12 protein-coding genes are annotated in these 18,813 nt (G+C 65.1%); 7 read left to right on the forward strand and 5 right to left on the reverse strand.

Annotated features, from left to right (window positions below):
• The first annotated feature begins 65 nt into the window (after window positions 1-65).
• Entirely contained in the window at window positions 66-905 is an 840-nt protein-coding gene (locus tag CA260_RS16645) for an outer membrane protein assembly factor BamD (RefSeq protein WP_111984133.1), read from the forward strand.
• Window positions 906-1,123: 218 nt separating this feature from the next.
• Here the strand turns inward: CA260_RS16645 and CA260_RS16650 are convergent, their stop codons facing one another.
• Complete coding sequence (locus tag CA260_RS16650; protein ID WP_111984134.1) at window positions 1,124-2,755, reverse strand: NAD+ synthase; 1,632 nt, start codon at window positions 2,753-2,755, stop codon at window positions 1,124-1,126.
• Window positions 2,756-2,859: 104 nt separating this feature from the next.
• Window positions 2,860-3,477 carry a LysE/ArgO family amino acid transporter gene (locus CA260_RS16655; RefSeq protein WP_111984135.1) on the reverse strand — a complete coding sequence of 206 codons (618 nt, stop codon included), beginning with the start codon at window positions 3,475-3,477 and terminating at the stop codon, window positions 2,860-2,862.
• A 196-nt stretch (window positions 3,478-3,673) separates the two neighbouring features.
• Here CA260_RS16655 and CA260_RS16660 point away from each other — a divergent pair, with 196 nt between their 5' ends.
• Window positions 3,674-4,564, forward strand: a complete 891-nt coding sequence (locus tag CA260_RS16660; protein ID WP_111984439.1) for a LysR family transcriptional regulator ArgP — start codon at window positions 3,674-3,676, stop codon at window positions 4,562-4,564.
• A 280-nt stretch (window positions 4,565-4,844) separates the two neighbouring features.
• On the opposite strand, the gene sucD is transcribed toward CA260_RS16660, so the two are convergent.
• Window positions 4,845-5,720, reverse strand: coding sequence for a succinate--CoA ligase subunit alpha (gene sucD, locus CA260_RS16665; RefSeq protein WP_111984136.1), 876 nt, complete (start codon window positions 5,718-5,720; stop codon window positions 4,845-4,847).
• Between the two features lie 14 nt (window positions 5,721-5,734).
• Window positions 5,735-6,898 carry an ADP-forming succinate--CoA ligase subunit beta gene (gene sucC, locus CA260_RS16670; RefSeq protein WP_111984137.1) on the reverse strand — a complete coding sequence of 388 codons (1,164 nt, stop codon included), beginning with the start codon at window positions 6,896-6,898 and terminating at the stop codon, window positions 5,735-5,737.
• A gap of 302 nt (window positions 6,899-7,200) precedes the next feature.
• Here sucC and CA260_RS16675 point away from each other — a divergent pair, with 302 nt between their 5' ends.
• Entirely contained in the window at window positions 7,201-8,847 is a 1,647-nt protein-coding gene (locus CA260_RS16675; protein ID WP_111984440.1) for a sensor histidine kinase, read from the forward strand.
• A gap of 185 nt (window positions 8,848-9,032) precedes the next feature.
• On the opposite strand, the gene CA260_RS16680 is transcribed toward CA260_RS16675, so the two are convergent.
• A complete protein-coding gene (locus CA260_RS16680) occupies window positions 9,033-9,992 on the reverse strand; it encodes a LacI family DNA-binding transcriptional regulator (protein WP_111984138.1) in 960 nt (319 codons plus the stop codon).
• A gap of 393 nt (window positions 9,993-10,385) precedes the next feature.
• Between CA260_RS16680 and pgmB the strand changes: the two genes are divergently transcribed.
• From pgmB to CA260_RS16700, 4 genes are all read left to right on the forward strand, one after another.
• Window positions 10,386-13,445 carry a beta-phosphoglucomutase gene (gene pgmB, locus CA260_RS16685; protein WP_238149793.1) on the forward strand — a complete coding sequence of 1,020 codons (3,060 nt, stop codon included), beginning with the start codon at window positions 10,386-10,388 and terminating at the stop codon, window positions 13,443-13,445.
• Window positions 13,446-13,476: 31 nt separating this feature from the next.
• Window positions 13,477-16,005 (forward strand): TonB-dependent receptor, encoded by a 2,529-nt coding sequence (locus CA260_RS16690; protein WP_111984140.1) that lies wholly within the window; start codon window positions 13,477-13,479, stop codon window positions 16,003-16,005.
• An 87-nt stretch (window positions 16,006-16,092) separates the two neighbouring features.
• Window positions 16,093-17,355, forward strand: coding sequence for an MFS transporter (locus tag CA260_RS16695; protein WP_238149794.1), 1,263 nt, complete (start codon window positions 16,093-16,095; stop codon window positions 17,353-17,355).
• Window positions 17,352-18,803: a sulfatase family protein gene (locus CA260_RS16700; RefSeq protein ID WP_238149795.1), complete on the forward strand. Its 1,452-nt coding sequence runs from the start codon at window positions 17,352-17,354 to the stop codon at window positions 18,801-18,803. Before CA260_RS16695 ends, CA260_RS16700 begins: the two co-directional genes overlap by 4 nt.
• Window positions 18,804-18,813: the final 10 nt, after the last annotated feature.

Raw genomic sequence — 18,813 nt, forward strand, 5'->3', positions numbered from 1 at the left:
GCCGCCCGGGCAACCGGTGGTTTCGGCTATCATCCCTTTTCGATCAAACATCTGAACCCTTATCCATGCGCGTAACCAAGCTGCCGGCTTTCAAAGTCTTTGTCGTGCTCGCCATTGCCCTGTCGATGAGCGCCTGCTCGATGTTCGGCCACAAGAAGGACACCAACGATACCCTTCCGGTGGACAAGCTTTACGCCAAGGCTCACGACTCGCTCGAGCACGCCGACTATTCGGCAGCCAGCAAAGCGTACCAGCGACTGATCGCGCGCTTTCCGTCCGGTGAGTACAACGAGCAGGCCCAGCTCGACCTGGCCTACTCCCAGTACAAGGACAACCAGCCGGACGACGCCTATTCCACGGTCAACCGCTTCATCAAGACGTATCCGACCCACAAGCATGTGGATTATGCCTATTACCTGCGCGGCCTGATCAATTTTGATCGCACCGGCGGCGCCATGGAGCGCATGCTGCAATCGGGCGAGCCGCAGACCCGTCGCGACCAGGGCTTCAACCTGAAGTCGTTCGACGACTTCTCGGAGCTGTCGCGCCGCTTCCCGGACAGCGCCTACACGGCCGATGCCCGCCAGCGCATGATCTACCTGCGCAACCTGCTGGCCCAGTTTGAGATCAACGTGGCCGAGTTCTACCTGCGCAACAAGGCCTATGTGGCCTCCGCGAACCGCGCGCAGTACGTGATCGAGCACTACCAGCAGGCACCGCAGACCGGCGATGCGCTGGCCATCCTGACCCGAAGCTACCTGTCGATGGACCAGAAGGGCCTGGCCGACCAGACCCGCCAGGTGCTGGCCGCGAACTACCCGAACCATCCGTACCTGACCGATCCGAAGTGGCCGCATTCGCCGTCGCTGATCCGCAAGATGATTCCGTTCTCGGGCCACCATTGATCGAACGCTCGGGTCGACGGAATGCATGAAAAAAGCCGGTGGGAAACCACCGGCTTTTTCTTTGCCTCGCCGTGGCTTTTGTAGGAGCGCACCCAGTGCGCGAAAAGCCAACGAAGCGCTGATGCCACAACGCATCCACCTGGGTGACGCCGAAGCGAACTCGCCTCGACGCGCGCTCATCGCGCACTGGGTGCGCTCCTACAACGGAAGCGTGCCGCTTATTTCCAACCCGACGTGATCGGATACCGACGCTCACGCCCGAACGCCCGCGTCGTCACGCGCGGGCCCGGTGCCGCCTGGCGCCGCTTGAACTCGTTGAGCAGCACCAGACGCACCACGCGGCGCACGGTATCGGCATGGAAACCATGCGCGGCGATTTCCGCCTGCGATTCCTCGCCCTCGATGAAGCGCGCGAGGATGGCATCCAGCTCGTCGTAAGGCGGCAGCGAATCCTGGTCGGTCTGGTTGTCGCGCAGTTCGGCCGAGGGCGGGCGATCGATCACCGCGGAAGGAATCGCCTCCGGTTCGCCCATGCGCGCCGCATGCGCATTGCGCCAGCGCGACAGACGATAGACGGCCGTCTTGTAGACGTCCTTGAGCGGCGCGTACGCACCGCACATGTCGCCGTAAAGCGTGGCATAGCCCACCGCCATCTCGCTCTTGTTGCCGGTGGCGAGCAGCAGGCGGCCATGCTTGTTGGACAGTGCCATCAGTGTCACGCCGCGCGTGCGCGACTGCAGGTTTTCCTCGGTGGTGTCCGCCGCCTTGCCGGCGAAAGCCGGTGCGAGCGCGCCGAGGAAGGCGTCCACCATCGGCTCGATATTGATGATGTGGTAATCCACGCCCAGCTGCACCGCTTGCGCGCGCGCGCCATCCAGCGAGAGCTGCGAGGTGTAGCGCGTGGGCATCATCACCGCGGTCACGCGCCCGGCACCCAGCGCATCGACCGCCAGCGCCAGCGTCAGCGCGGAATCGATGCCGCCGGACAGTCCGAGCAGCACGCCTGAAAAACCGTTCTTGTCGATGTAGTCGCGGACGCCGCGCACCAGCGCTGCATACAGCGTGGCTTCCGACGAGTTGTCTTCGACAGCAGGCCAGCCGTCCGCGTAAAGCGTGCGTGTCGCGCGGTCGAAATCCACCCACAGCATCGCGTCGACGAAGTTCGGCGCGCGCGCTGCCACGGTGCCGTCGCCGTTCACCAGCAGCGAACCGCCGTCGTACACCACTTCATCCTGGCCGCCGATCATGTTGAGGTAGGCGATCGCGCAGCCGGTTTCCAGCGCACGCTCCTTCAGCACACGCTCGCGTTCGGATTGCTTGGCATCGTCCCAGGGTGAGGCATTGATCACCACGATCAGCTCGGCTCCGGCTGCCGCGGCCTTGGCGGCGGGCTCGGCCTCCCAGATGTCTTCGCAGATCAGCAGGCCGACCGGCACGCCATCGATCGACGCCACGGCACTGTCGCTGCCGGGGCGGAAATAGCGCTTGTCGTCGAACACGCCGTAGTTGGGCAATGCCTGCTTGTGCGTGGTGAGCTCAATGCGTCCGCCGCGCAGCAGGCTGGCGGCGTTGTAGACCTCGCCCTCGCTATGCGGATGACCCACCAGCGCGGCCACGCCATTGGTGGCGCCGGCCAGCGCGTTGAGCTCGCATTGGCAGGCCGCCAGGAAACTCGGGCGCAGCAGCAGATCTTCCGGCGGATAGCCGCTCAGCGTGAGCTCGGGAAACGCGACCAGCGATGCACCGCCCTCCCGCGCCTGCGCCATGAGGTCGCCGACCTTGGCGGCGTTGGCCGCGACGGCACCAACCGGAAAATCGAACTGCGCTAGCGCGAAACGTAGGGACGACATGCCGTGGGGGATCCTGGCGATGGGGCCTGAAATGATACCCGAGCCCCGGTGAGGCATCGGCCAAATCATGCCCCTGCCCACTCCAACCAAGCGCCGTCCGCTGTTCAGGCCATGGGCTGGAACAGCAGCACCGCGGCCAGGGTCAGCATGAAGGCCGCCACCAGCACATCGAAGACGCGCCACGCGAACGGGCTGCGGAAGATGGGCAACAGCACGCGCGCCCCATAGCCCAGCGACAGGAACCATACCGCGCTGGCCGTCGACGCCCCCGCGGCGAACAGCCAGCGGCCCTGGCCGAAGTAATGGGTGGAAAGGCTTCCGAGCAGCACGACGGTGTCGAGGTAGACATGCGGGTTCAGCAGCGTAAAACCCAGGCAGGCCAGTACAACGCGGCCGCGGCTCCCCGCGCCATGTCCCGCCGGCTGCAGGCCACTTTCACCCTGCCATGCGCGGCGCAACGCAAACAGGCCATAGGCCGCGAGGAACGTCGCTCCTGCGTAGCGCAGCCATTGCAGCAGTCCGGGATGCTGCTGCACGGCCAGCCCCATCCCGGCCACGCCAAGCAGGATCAGGCTGATATCGGCCAGGACGCATACGAGCACGACCGAACCGATATCCGTGCGCTGCAAGCCCTGTCGCAGGACGAAAGCGTTCTGCGCGCCAATCGCGATGATCAGGCCCGCGCCCGCGGCGAGGCCGGCCAGGTAAGCCGTGAAGGACATGGGAAAGACCCTGAGGAAAGGCGGTCACTTTCGCGCAAGCGATGGATTCAGTAAAACTAAACTTGTTGATGATGATTAAGAAATTCTAATGAATCCCGGTGGGAGCGCGCGAGTTCGCGGCGTAGAGGCCATGACCAAGGCCGCGGTCGCGCAGTGGGTGCGCTCCTACAGTAAAAAGCCGGTGCGAGGCCATGCCATGAGCCTGCTCAACCCCCAACTTGCCGCTTTCGCGGCCGTGCTCGACGAAGGCAGCTTCGACGCCGCAGCCCAGCGCCTGTCCTTGACGCCGTCGGCCGTTTCCCAACGGATCAAGGCGCTTGAAGATCGCCTTGGCCAGGTGCTTATCCTGCGCCGCAGCCCCTGCGAAGCCACGCCGGCGGGCAAGCGCCTGCTGCGCAGCGTGCAGCAGCTGCGCCTGCTGGAAGCGGAAACGCTGCAGGCATTCCACGTGGATGCCGACGATGCCGGCGCTGCCCTGGCCTCCCTGGCCGTCAACGCGGATTCGCTGGCCACGTGGTTTCTCGCGGCGCTCGCCGATCTGCACGAGCAACACCAGCTTCTGTTCGACGTACGGGTCGAAGACCAGGACCACTCCACCGATCTCCTGCGCGACGGCTCGGTGCTCGGCGCCATCACCGCCATCGCACAACCCGTGCAGGGCTGCGTGGTGAAGAAACTGGGCGTGATGCGTTATCTGCCGATCGCGTCGCCTGCGTTCGTGAAGCGCCATTTTCCGCGCGGCGTCGATGCCGCTTCGCTGGCGAAAGCACCCATGCTCGTGTTCAACCGCAAGGACGAACTGCAGTGGCGCTTCATCCACAGCGTGACACGCGCACGCCTCGCGCCGCCCATGCACTACCTGCCCTCCTCCACCGCGTTCGTCGAAGGCGCGGCGTTGGGTCTTGGCTGGGCCATGGCGCCCGAGTCGATGCTGGAAAAGCCGTTCGCGGAGGGAACCCTCCAATCCATCGCACCCAAGCGCTGGCTCGACGTGCCGTTGTATTGGCAGCACTGGGCGATTCGTTCCGAGACACTGTCATGGGTGACCGCCGCATTGTTGCAGGCTGCCAGGCAAGGCCTACGTTGACGGATACGCTTCGTCATCTCCCTGTAGGAGCGCACCCAGTGCGCGACCGCAGAGCGTGGAATCGCCAAAGGACGAGTCGGGCATCTCAAGCCGGCAAGGTGCAAAGAGAGATATCGCTAGTGTGCAAACCTGGAGCACTGCGAACTCTCAGTTATCCCGTTTGCTGCAAGGTTGATCGCGCACTGGGTGCGCTCCTACAAAAAAGCAGACGGCGCCACGGCAACAAAAAGGGCCGCATCGCTGCGGCCCTTTTCGTATCGGTCGAAGAGACCCGAAAGACTTACTTCTTCATCAGACCGGCGAGGGTCTTGCCGAGGTCGGCCGGGGACTTCACCGTGGTGACGCCCGCCTTCTCCAGCGCGGCGAACTTCGCCGCCGCCGTGCCCTTGCCACCCGAGATGATGGCGCCGGCATGGCCCATGCGCTTGCCCGGAGGGGCCGAGGCGCCTGCGATGAACGACACCACCGGCTTCTTGACGTACTCGCCGATGAATTCGGCGGCGTCTTCTTCAGCCGAGCCGCCGATTTCGCCGACCATGATGATGCCTTCGGTCTGCGGATCGTCCTGGAACATCTTCAGGCAGTCGATGAAGCTCAGGCCGTTGATCGGGTCGCCGCCGATGCCGATCACGGTGGACTGGCCCAGGCCTTCGTTGGTGGTCTGGAACACCGATTCGTACGTCAGCGTGCCCGAACGCGACACGATGCCGACCTTGCCCGGCATGTGGATGTGGCCCGGCATGATGCCGATCTTGCACTCGCCCGGGGTGATGATGCCGGGGCAGTTCGGCCCGATCAGCACGGTTTCCGGATGCTGGGCCAGCACGTTCTTCACGCGCAGCATGTCGAGCACCGGGATGCCCTCGGTGATCGCCACGATGACCTTGATGCCGGCATCGATGGCTTCGAGGATCGAGTCGGCCGCGAACGGCGGCGGCACGAAGATGACGGACGCGTCGGCGCCGGTTTCATCGACGGCTTCGACGACCGAGTTGAAGACCGGCAGGCCGATGTGCTCGCTGCCGCCCTTGCCCGGGGTCACGCCACCGACGACCTTGGTGCCGTAGTCCAGCGCCTGCTGCGCGTGGAAGGTGCCCTGCTGGCCAGTGAAGCCCTGCACGAGGACCTTGGTGTTCTTGTTGACGAGAACGCTCATGGTTCAGTTGCTCCTCAGGCCTTGGCCGCAGCCACGGCTTTCTGCGCCGCATCGTTGAGATCGTCGGCCGGCGTGATCGCCAGGCCGGAGTTGGCCAGCAGTTCGCGGCCCAGCTCCACATTGGTGCCCTGCAGGCGCACCACGACGGGGATCTTCAGACCCACTTCCTTCACGGCCGCGATGATGCCTTCGGCGATCAGGTCGCAACGCACGATGCCGCCGAAGATGTTGACCAGGATGGCCTTCACCTTGTCGGAGGACAGGATGAGCTTGAACGCCTCGGTGACGCGCTCCTTGGTGGCGCCGCCGCCGACGTCGAGGAAGTTGGCCGGCTCGCCGCCTGCCAGCTGGATGACGTCCATGGTGGCCATGGCCAGGCCTGCGCCGTTGACCATGCAGCCGATGGAGCCGTCCATCGTCACGTAGTTGAGGTTGTGCTGCACGGCGGCCGCTTCAGCCTGGTCTTCCTGGGACAGGTCGCGCATGGCGGCCAGGTCCGGATGACGGAACTCGGCGTTGTCGTCGGAGTTGACCTTGCCGTCGAGCGCGGCGAGGTTGCCGTCCTCGAGGATGGCGAGCGGGTTCAGCTCGACCAGGGACAGGTCCTTCTCGTTGAACAGCTTGTACAGGCCCAGCATGATCTTGGTCAGCTGGCCGACCTGCTTCGCATTGAGGTCCATGGCGAAGCCGAGCTGGCGGCACTGGTACGGCTGCAGGCCTTCCACGAAGTCCACCACGATGGTGTGGATGTCTTCCGGGGTGTCCTTGGCGACCTGCTCGATGTCCACGCCGCCGTGCTTGGACGCGATGAACGAGATCGACTTGGAATCACGGTCCGTCAGGATCGACAGGTACAGTTCCTTGGCGATGTTGGTCGCGTCGGTGACCAGCACCAGATTTACCGGCAGCGCGCGGCCGGCGGACTGGTAGGTTTCCATGTTGGTGCCCAGCATGCCCTTGGCAGCTGCGCGCACGTCATCGAGGCTCTTGCAGAACTTCACGCCGCCGGCTTTGCCGCGGCCGCCTGCATGGATCTGTGCCTTGACCATCCACTGCGAACCACCAAGGTGCTTGGCGGCGTCGACAGCGGCATCGGGAGAGTTGGCGACCTTGCCCGGGGGCACGGCAATGCCGTACTTCGCGAACAGTTCTTTGGCCTGGTACTCGTGGAAATTCATTCGATACCTCGAGCGAACGGGGAAACATGACGGCCGCACGGGTTGTGGGACCCGGGCGGTCAGGGGAACGACGGCGACTACTGGAAGCTGCGCTGCCGGATGCAGTGCGCCGCCGCCTGCCTGTCGACATGACGAAAACCGCGCAATACGGCCGCCTATTTTCGCGGAAGCGGCCCCCGATGGAAAGGGGCGCCCCCCTGGAGGCGCCACGGCGGGCCGTATGGAAGGCTCCCTCTGGCGCCCGTGAAGACCATGTCTAATACTGGCCGGAACCGTCTTTCGGCCTAGGGGTGCCCAGCCAGGTGTCCAACACCGTCCAGCCCGCGTACACCAGCAACCGCCCCGCTCCCGAGGCGGCCCGCCACGAGCTGCTGTTCCTCAATTGTTTCCGCCTGGCGCAGGCGCTGGTCTATATCGGCCTGGCGCTGAGCCCCAACGCCCTGGGCTGGCCCAAGCTCACCGACGTGGGGCTGGCGCGCGGCATGGCGGTGCTGTTCCTGCTGTTTGCCCTGGGCATGCTCTCGCTCACCCGCCGCTCGACCCCGTGGATACGGTGGACGGTATCGGGCGCCTTGATCATCGACATCATCGCGGCGGTGCTGGCCATCGCCACCATGCACGATGCCCGCATCGGCATCGCCATGATGCTGGCGGTGAACCTGGCCGCCGGCGCACTGATCCTGCCGCTGCGCCTGTCCTGCTTCTTCGCTGCCGTGGCCACGCTGGGCGTGCTGGGGCATTCGGTGTTTGAGATCCAGCATGGCGACACCGGCATGGACCGGGAACTGCTGGAATCCAGCCTGTTCGGCCTGGCCTACTTCGCCATCACGGTGCTCTGCTACGTATTGAGCCGGCAGATCCGTGCCAGCGAGGCGTTGGCCGAGCAGCGCGGCGTCGACCTGGCCAACCTGGCGCAGGTCAACGAACTGATCATCCGCCGCATGAAGACCGGCGTACTGCTGGTGGACGACGCCAATCGCATCCACCAGATCAACGAGTCGGCCTGGATGCTGCTGGGCAACCCCACCGCCGACCAGCGCGACCTCGGCCGCGTGGCGCCGGAGCTGTCGAGGCGCCTCTACCACTGGATGACCTCGGGCAAGCTGGACGAGTCGGCCACCCAGCTCGCCGACGGCGTGCCCGAGGTGGTGCCGCGCTTCAGCCGATTGGCGCCGAACGACGATTCGCACGTGCTGATCTTCCTCGACGACACCTCGCTGGTGTCGCGACGCGCGGAAGAGCTGACGCTCAGTTCATTGGGCCGCCTGTCGGCCTCGATCGCGCACGAGATCCGCAATCCGCTGGCGGCGATCCGCTATTCCGCGCAGCTGCTGGCCGAGTCGCACGACCTGCCGCCGACCGACCAGCGCATGGTGGAGATCATCAACAACCATTGCGTGCGCCTCAACGAGATCATCGAGAACATCCTGCAGCTGTCGCGGCGCGAGCGCTCGCGCCCGGAAACGCTGGACCTCGGCATGTGGGCCAACCAGTTCGTCGAGGAATACCGCCAGGGCAACGACCTCGGCGAGGATTCGCTGCGCGTGATCCAGGCCAGCACGCCGGTCGCCGCCGTGGCCGATCCGCAGCAGTTGCAGCAGGTGGTGTGGAACCTGGTGCAGAACGCACTGCGCTATGGACGCCTGCCCGGCGAGCCGGCGCGCGTGATGGTGGTGGCGCGGCATGGCGAACATGGCGTGCCGATACTGGAAGTGATCGACCGCGGCCCGGGCATCGCGCCCAAGGTGGCGGCACAGATCTTCGAGCCGTTCTACACCACCCACGAATACGGCACGGGCCTGGGCCTGTATCTCGCGCGCCAGATGAGCGAGGCGAACCAGGCGTCGCTGGAGTACGTGCGTGTGGCCGGTGGCGGCAGCTGCTTCCGACTGGTGCTTACGCCGGCACGGATGGGGCGCACGACGGGGGACGCGGCGGCGGCGGGTTGATCCACCACCGTTTCATCCACCTACATGCAGGAGCGCACCCAGCGCGCGATGAGCCTAGCGGCATGCGTGCGTCTCGGCATGAGTGCACCGTTCCATACTTTGTGGCCCAGTACCGATGCACGCCACGATCGCGCACCGGGTGCGCTCCGACAGGAGCAGCAAACCACGCAATGGAACGTGCCGGCTCAGGTCTCGCGGACGATCAGCTCCACCGGCAGCACCTCGGAGGGCACGGCCTTGTCGCCGATCATGGAAAGCACCTTGCGCGCGAGCAGGGTGCCGCCTTCCTGCCAGTCCTGTCGCACGGAGCTGAGCGGCGGCAGGAAGCTGGCTGCCAGCGGCATGTCGTCGTAACCCACCACCGACACGTCGCGAGGCACGCTGCGACCCAGCTCGTTGAGCGCGCGGATCGCGCCCATCGCCAGCAGGTCGCTGCAGGCGAACACCGCATCGAACGGCACCTGCCGCTCGGCCAGCGAGTACATCGCGTCCATGCCCGAGGTGAGGGTGAATTCGTCGCGCCGGATCAGCAGCGGCTTCACGCCATGCGCGGCGAGCGCGTCGACGAAACCGTTGAGGCGATCGAAGATCTCCGGATGGTTGGGGTTGCCCACGAACACCGGATTGCGCCGGCCCAGCGCGATGAAGTGATCCGCCACCACGCTGCCGCCCTGGCGGTTATTGCTGCCCACCACCACGTGCTCGTCGCCTTCGCCCGGCGCGCCCCACACCACCATCGGCAGGCCCAGCTTGTCGAAGCGACGCACCGCGTCCTGGCGAGAGCCCTGGCCCAGCAGGATCAGGCCATCCGCCGCTTGCACCGCGGCAGCCGTCGCACCCTGGCGGGTGGTCAGCAGCACGCTGTAGCCATGCGCGGTCAGTTCCTGGGAAATGCCGCCGAGCAGGATCAGCGGGTACGGGTCGAGCATGGTGCGGTCGTGCGAGGGCTTCATTTCCACGATCACGGCCACCGTGTGGCTACGCCGCAAACGCAGATTGCGCGCACTCACATTCAGCTTGTAACCCAGCTTCTGGGCAAGGGCCTGCAGGCGTTCACGGGTTTCGCGATTGACCAGCGGGCTGTCGCTCAAGGCCCGGGAAACGGTGATCTTCGATACACCGGCCACCCTGGCCAGGTCGGCCATGGTCAAGCTGGCAGGAAGCGTGGCGACACCCTCGTGTTTCTTATGGTTACGACTCAAGACCTGGCCCCAATGTCTTGTGAATGACAACGCAGCATCCGCGTCGTCGCCGACCGTGGCAGCGGCAAGTGTCCCGGTTTGTGGCCGATGCGTCCAACCTTTCCCCTGAGGCGGCTTTCACGGAACGCTGCGCCTGTCTTGCCGCGCCCTTGGCACCGGCTCATGCATTGGGAATGATATCGATATCAGGTGAAATCATGCTGCGATACAGCAATTGTTATCGATACCTTGATATCGATAACAATTGCTGTAAGCTGCCGCCCACTTCAAGAGCAGGGTCATCCGTACACAGACGGCCTGACCCGTAAAAGCCGACAACGTGCCCGGGGAGAGTGTGTGGATCACCATGAAACGGCGTCGGTCATGCCGGCTGCGTGCAGCCTGCCCTGCGACCCCTGGCTATTGATCCGCCGCCAATCGAACCCCGCCGCGTTCGCCCAAGACGAAAGCCTGTTTGCCCTCTCGAACGGCAGCCTGGGCGTGCGTGGTGGCCTCGAAGAGGATGACAGCCCGAGCCAGGGCTGTTTCCTCGCCGGGGCCTGGGAACGTGCGCCGATCGAATACCACGAGCGCTTCCCCGGTTTTGCCGCACATACCGATACCCGGGTGCCGGTGACGGACGGCACGCGCATCCACCTGCGCCTGGGCGATACGCCGGTGCGACTGGGCGAAGGCGAATGGCTCGATTTCGAGCGTGCCCTCGACCTTCGCTCCGGCTGCTACCGACGCCACCTGCGTTGGCGGTCACCGGAAGGCGCCACGCTGGAGATCGATGCCGAGCGCATCGTCAGCCTGGACGCCCCCGCCCTGCTCGCCATCCGCTATCGCGTGCGCTCGGTCGACTACCACGGCCCGGTCACGCTCGAATCCTCCCTCAGCACGGCCCGCGACGCCGTGGAACAGGGTGACGACCCGCGCATCGGCACCCGGCTCGACGGCGGCTTTTCCACCTGCGATGCGCGCGCCGAGGAAGACCATGCCTATGTGCTGCAGCAGACCGCGCACAGCGGCATTCGCGTCGCCTGCATGCAGCGCCATGCCTATGACAGCAACCAGCTCGGATTCCGCCTCGCCAACCTCGCGCCGCATGGCGTGATGCAGGTCTATGAGGGCGAGCTGGTGCCCGGTGGGTCGGTCGTACTCGAAAAGTACGTGTCCTACGCCTGGAGCGCGCCGCACGGTGACGACGGCGATACCACGCTGCTCGATCGCGCCGACGCCAGCCTTTCGCAGGCGCGGGAGAGCGGCTACGACACGCTGCTGGCGCGCCAGTCCGCGATGTTCGATGCCTTGTGGCGCAACGCCGACCTGGCCGTCGACGGCGACCCGCGCACCGAGCAGGCGCTGCGCTTCAACCTCTTCCATGTCTTCCAGTCCAGCAGTCGCGACGGCCACAGCAGCACCGCCGCCAAGGGCCTCACCGGCGAAGGCTACGAAGGCCATTATTTCTGGGATGCCGAGGCGTTCATGCTGCCGGCGATGGTCACCCTCGCGCCGGAACTCGCGCGCGGCATGCTTACCTATCGCTACCGCACGCTCGAACGCGCACGCCTCCATGCGCGCGAACTCAACCACGCGCGCGGCGCGCTCTATGCGTGGCGCACCATCAGCGGCGACGAGTGCTCGGCCTACTTCCCCAGTGGCTCGGCGCAGTACCACATCAATGCTGCTGTCGCCTGGGCGATCCGCCAGTACGTGGACGTGAGCGGCGATCTGGGTTTCCTGCGCGATCACGGCGCGGAGATCCTGTTCGAGACGGCGCGCATCTGGCTGGACATCGGTCACTTCAGTACGCGGCGCAATGGCGCCTTCTGTATCCATGGCGTGACCGGCCCGGACGAATACACCGCGCTGGTGGACAACAACCACTACACCAACCGCATGGCGCAGCGTCATCTGCGCGATGCCGCGCAGGTCGCGCACTGGCTGGCGGAATACGACCCGCGCTTCTTCGCCGAACTCTCGCGCCACATCGGTCTCGAATCATTCGAGGTGATGCAATGGCTGCGCGCGGCGGATGCGATGTACCTGGCCGAGGACGCCGAGCTCGGCATCTTCCCGCAGGACGACACCTTCCTCGACAAGCCGCGCATGCCCATGCGCGCGCATGGCGACGCCAAGCGCCCGCTGCTGCTGGAGCTGCATCCGCTGACCATCTACCGCCACCAGGTGTGCAAGCAGGCGGACACGCTGCTGTCGCTGATGCTGGCCGGCGACGGCGTGTCGCGCGGGGCGAAGCGCCGCAACTTCGATTACTACGAAGGCGTCACCGCGCACGACTCGACGCTCTCGGCGTCGACCTTCAGCGTGATCGCCGCGGAAGTGGGCGAAGCGGACAAGGCCTGGCGCTATTTCCAGGACACCTTGCGCGTGGACCTGGACGACCTTCACGGCAACGCCGCGCACGGCGTGCACATGGCCGCGATGGCCGGCAGCTGGCTGGCGCTGTGCTGGGGCTATGGCGGCGTGCGCATCCACCACGGCCAGCTTTCACTCGCCCCGCGACTGCCGGACGCATGGCATGGCTACCGCTTTGGCTTGCAGTGGCGCGGCTCGCACCTGCGCGTGGAGGTCGGCCAGACCGGCGTGCGTTATTCGCTGACCCGCGGCGATGAAGTCAGCTTCCATCACGAAGGTGAGCTGCTGCAGCTTCGCCGAGGGGAATCGCTGTCGTTGCCGTATCGTTTCGCCGAGGAGCACCCACCCTTGCGTGCGGTGATCTTCGACCTCGATGGTGTGATTGCCGACACCGCCGTCGTGCATCGCTCAGCGTGGGAAAAGCTTGCGCAGGAAATCGACGCACCGTTCGATGAAGTGCTGGCCGAACGCATGAAGGGCGTGGATCGCCGCGGTTCGTTGGAGATCCTGCTCGAACGTGCGCCGCGCGCCTACACCGAAGCCGAGAAGGACGAACTCGGCGAACGCAAGAACCGCTATTACCGCGAGCAGATCGGCAGCTTCGGCCCCGGCAACCTGCTGCCGGGAGCGCGCCACGCCGTCGAGGCGACGCGCAACGCCGGACTGCGTGTGGGGCTCGCCTCGGCGAGTCGCAACGCGCCGCTGCTGCTCGAACGGCTCGGCATCGCCGACCTGTTCGACTACATCGTGGATGCCTCGACGATCGAGCGTTCCAAGCCGGACCCTGAAATCTTTTTGGCCGCCGCCGCCGGGCTTGGTGTGGCGCCGGCCGCTTGCCTGGGCGTGGAAGACGCCGCCGCAGGCATTGCCAGCATCCGTGCTGCGGGCATGGTCGCCGTAGGTGTAGGCCACCGCGAGGCCCTGGGGGAGGCAGATGTCGTGCTGCCGGGCCTGACCGCGTTCCGCATCGGAGAGTTCGTCGAAGACCAAGACCGCGCAACGGCGGAGTGTGCCGAAGCGTCGCATATCAACACGTAAAGTGGCCCGATTTGGGCGGGGAGGCACGACCATGTACACGCAAGGCATCACCCGACAGTTACTCGCAGCCGCGATCGTTACCGCACTCGCGGTAGGCGCAACGCACGCTCAGGACGCAGCACAGCCGTCGCAGAACCAGGGACCGGCACCGGCCGCGCCCGCCGATCAGAAGGGCGCCAAGACGCTCGACCAGGTGGTGGTCACCGGTACGTCCGCAGCCGGCGGCCTGAAGAAGATCGACGCCAGCTATTCGGTGGTCAGCGTCAGCGCCGAGGAAATCAAGAAGGCCAACCCCAAGAGCACCGCCGACCTGCTGAAGGTGTCGCCGGGCATGTGGCCGGAATCCACCGGTGGCCAGACCGGTGCGAACATCGAGATCGCCGGCTTCCCGGGCGGCGGTGATGCGCCGTTCTTCACCACGCAGATGATGGGTTCGCCGCTGTATGGCATGCCCACCCTGTCGTTCTTTGAAACCACCTCGATCTTCCGCCTCGACGACACCGTGGAGCGCGCGGAAATCCTGCAGGGTGGTCCGTCCGTGATGTACGGCGACGGCCAGATGGGCGCCACCGCCAACTTCATCCTCAAGCAGGGCACCGACGTGCCGAGCGGTAGCGTCGGCGTCACCTACGGCAACGAAGGCCTGTGGCGCACCGATGCCTTCCTGGGTTTCCCGCTGGGCAACAAGTGGTACGGCAGCGTCGGCGGCTTCTACCGCGACTCGGACGGCGTGCGCAGCCCGGGCTATCCGGCGGACAAGGGCGGCCAGTTCACCGCCACGATCTCGCACGACATGGATAACGGCTCGCTGGTGTTCTATGCGCGCCAGCTCAACGACCGCAACCAGTTCATCACGCCGATCCCGCTGATCCAGAGCGGCACGGACAACTTCAGCGCCTATCCGGGCTTCGATCCGCTCACCGACACGTACAACAGCAAGTACATCCAGCACGTGAACCTGCCGGGTTACCCCGGCGGCGGCACCAGCGCCAACCTGGCCAACGGCCGCGGCGCGAAGTTCAGCTTCTTCGGCATGAACTTCGATTACGACCTGGGCGATGGCTGGAACCTCTCGGACAAGTTCCTGATCGACGGCGGCAACGCCGACACCAATGCGTTGTTCTCCGGCACCAATCCAGCCAGCCTCAATGACGAGCTGTACAACCTCGGCACCGATTTCGGCGGCTTCGCATTGCCGCCCGGCTCGGCGAAGGCCACCTACGTCAACGGTGGCGGCACGGTCGACCCGAACCAGAGCGTGATCCACCAGGGCTGGTGGTTCATCCACAAGCACCTGAAGAACGTCAACAACGATTTCCATATCAGCAAGGAAATCTTCGAAGGCAATACGGTCACCGCCGGCCTGTACCTGGCCCACTACACCGACAACGACGAGTGGAACCTGGGCAACCAGATGCTGATGACCAACACGCCGAACGCGCGGCCGATCCAGGTCAGCTATGTCGGCAAGGACGGCCTGACCCATCAGCTCACCGATTACCAGGGCCTGCTCGACTACGGCGCCTACAACATCACCGAGCACGGCCAGTCGACCAACAAGGCGTTCTACCTCACCGACTCGTGGCGCATCGACAAGTGGCTGTTCGATGTGGGCGCGCGCGTGGAGAACCAGGACTCCACCCTGCACGTGTGCAACCTCACCAATCAGAACCTGGACGGCAACCCGCTGACCGATTACGACAACGCGGTACCGGTCTGCAACGGCACCTTCGCCACCACCAAATACGACAAGACCCACACCTCGTGGACGTTCGGCGTGAACTACGAGATCACCAGCCAGATGTCGGTGTATTTCCGCGCCAACAAGGGTGCTCACTTCGGTGACTTCGACAACGCGCTGCGCGGCAACACCACGGGCAACACGCCCCCGCTGCAGAAGATCCAGAACTTCGAAGGCGGCTTCAAGTTCCAGAACAAGTACGTCTACGCGGACATCAGCGCCTATCATCGCCAGTTCAACGGCCTGCCCTACCAGCCAACCAATGGCGAGGGCGTGCCCGTCGGCGGACCGCTGCTGTACGGCTCGGATTCGAAGGGCGTGAACCTGGTCGGCGCCGTCACGCCGATCGACCACCTGAAGCTGGAGCTGGTGGCCAACTACCTCGACGGCCACTACTCGCACTACTCGGCCTGTATCCCGTACGTGAACCAGGTATCCGGCAACGGCTGTGCCTTCATCGATGGCGTGCAGCTGCAGCGCCAGCCGAAGCACCGCTACATGTTCACCCCGAGCTACGACATTCCGTTCTCGTGGGGTGACGTGCTGGCCTTCGTGACCTACACCTACGTGGGACCGCACACGCAGGACCAGTCTGGCCTGCAGCAGTTGGGCACCTACCACACGCTCGACTTCGGTATCGTGGCCAACGTCGAGAAGAACTGGGAGCTGCGCCTGCAGGGTACAAACATCACCAACGAGCTGGGCCTCACCGAGAGCAATTCCCGCATCTTCGGTTCGGCAGCAGGTTCCAATGGCGTGATCCTGGCCCGACCGCTGGAAGGTCGCGAAGTGAATATGTCAGTGAAGTACAAGTTCTAAGAGAGCACTTCCCTCGACTGTTCCGGGCCGCCGGCACCGCGGCGGCCCGGAACCTTTTTTTCAAAAGCGTCGTTGCAAGGGGTGGGGATGAACCGGTACCGCATGATCGCCGCGCTGGCGACGATTTACATGGTGTTCGCGATCCTGCTGAACAGCGTGGGCACCGTCATCCTGCAATCCATCCATACCTTCGGCATCGACAAGCCGCAGGCGAGTCTGCTCGAACTGTTCAAGGATCTACCGATCGCCGTCACCTCGTTCCTTGTGGCGTCCTTTCTGCCCAAGCTGGGTTATCGCCGCGCCATGATGCTTGCGCTGGTGATCGTGGGCTGCGCATGTGCGCTGATGCCGCTGTACCCCAGTTTCCACACCACCGAATTGCTGTTCACCTGCGTCGGCGTGTCGTTCGCGCTGGCGAAGGTATCCGTGTATTCGTCGATCGGCCTGCTGACCCGCGACAAGGCGGAGCACGGCCGGCTCACCAATACCATCGAAGGCCTGTTCATGCTGGGCGTACTGGCCAGTGGCTGGTTGTTCAGCGCCTTCATCGACCATGCGCGTCCCGAGAACCCGTCGTGGTTCAACGTGTACTGGGTGCTGTCGGCTATGTGCTTCGGCACCGTCGTGCTGCTGTGGGGCGCAGCGCTCGACGAATCGGCTGCACACGGCGGCATGGCTTCGTCGATGGGCCAGGCATTGCGTCAGATGTATCGCCTGCTGATGCGCACGCTGGTCTATGTGTTCCTGCTGTCGGCCTTCCTCTACGTGCTGATCGAGCAGAGCTTCAGCACCTGGCTGCCGACCTTCAACAACGAGATCCTCAAGCTGCCAAATGCGATGAGCATCCAGATGGCGAGCATCTTGGCCGGGGCCACCGCGCTCGGTCGCATCGTCGCCGGCCAGCTGCTACGCCGCATGCCGTGGCACATGCTGCTCAACCTCTGCGTGGTCGGCATGGGCACGCTGATCGTGCTCGTGCTGCCGCTCGCGCGGGAGGCCACGGTCACCGCCGATACCGGCTGGTTCAACGCGCCGCTTGCCGCCTACCTTATCCCGCTGATCGGCCTGCTGATGGCGCCGATCTATCCGGTGATCAATTCGGTGGCGCTCAGCTCGCTGCCCAAGCCGGCGCATGCGGCGATGACCGGGCTCATCGTGATCTTCTCCGCGCTCGGCGGCACGCTGGGGTCGCGCATCACGGCGCTGGTGTTCTCGAGTTTCGGCGGCATCCACGCGTTCTACTTCTCGCTGCTGCCGATGACGCTGATCCTGGTGACGCTGTTCTTCTTCAAGCGCGAAACCGACCGCGCCGCCGTACCGGCGCCCTTGGCGCCCGAGGGCGCTGCGTGAACTTCACGCGCCGCCAGTTCCTCGCTTCGGGCGTGGCGGCGGCGGGCGCCATGCTGGCCGGTGATGCCTTCGCTTCGCCATGGCGTGACGGCCAGAGCGGCAAGCGCCGCAACGTGCTGCTGATCGTCGCCGACGATCATGGCTACGATCTCTCCTGCATCGGCACCGCCGTGCGCACGCCCGCGCTGGATCGCCTCGCCAGCGAAGGCACGCTGTTCACCGACGCCTATGCCTCGGTGTCTTCCTGCAGCTCCAGCCGCGCCACGCTGTACACCGGCCTCTATTCGCACACCAACGGCATGTACGGTCTCGCGCACGACGTGCACAACTTCTCGCTGCTGGAAGACGTGAAGACCTTGCCGTGGATGCTCAAGCAGCACGGCTACGGCACGGCACTGGTAGGCAAGCTGCACGTGAAACCCGAGGCGCAGCTGGCCTACGACGCGTGGCTGTTGCCCGAACGGGCCGGCAACCGCGACGTGGCGGCCATGGGCCACGCCGCGGGCCAGTGGATCCGCGCGCAGGGCGACAAACCGTTCTTCCTCACCATGGCCTACAGCGACCCGCATCGCGCCGGCGACGCCTCGCAGTTCGGCAACACGCGCGACTGGCCGGAAGTACCGCGCGTGCGCTATCACCCCGACGAGGTGACGATTCCATCGCACCTGCCCGACCTTCCCGGTGTGCGTGAAGACCTTGCGCAGTACTACGAAGCGGTAAGTCGCATGGACAGCGGCGTGGACATCCTGCTGCGCGAACTCGCCGCCAGCGGACATGCCGACGATACGCTGGTGATCTATCTGTCCGACAACGGCCGTCCCTTTCCCGGCGCGAAGGACAACCTCTACCGCGAAGGCATCCATCTGCCGCTGATCGTGCGTGCGCCCGGCGCCAGGCATCGCGGCCTTCGCAATCACGCGATGGTCAGCTGGATCGACATCACGCCGACGATTCTCGACTGGGCCGGCGTGGCGCCGCCTTCGGAATACCGCTACCTGCCTTTGCCCGGACGCTCGCTGCTGCCGATCCTGGAACAGCAGAAGCCAAGCGGCTGGGATGAAGTGTTCGCCACCCACTCGTTCCACGAGATCGACCAGTACTACCCCACGCGTTCCCTGCGCACGCGACGCTACAGCTATTTCATGAACCTGCAGCCCAGCCTGCGCGTACCGATCGCCAGCGACGTGGCGCTATCGCCATCATGGAAGGCGATCACCACGACGCCCGGCGCGCGATTGGGCAAGCGCACGCTCGATGCGTTCGAACATCGTCCTGCCGAGGAACTCTACGACCTCGACGCCGATCCCGACGAGGTCGTGAACGTGGCCGGCGATGCCGCGCACGCGAAAGTGCTGGACGACCTGCGCCGGCAACTCGCGCACTGGCGCACGACCACGCGGGATCCGTGGATGGCCGGCGTCACCAATCCCTTCGGCCCGACTCGCTGAGGGCCCTCCG

This window comes from Dyella jiangningensis, assembly GCF_003264855.1.
Lineage (GTDB): Bacteria > Pseudomonadota > Gammaproteobacteria > Xanthomonadales > Rhodanobacteraceae > Dyella > Dyella jiangningensis_C.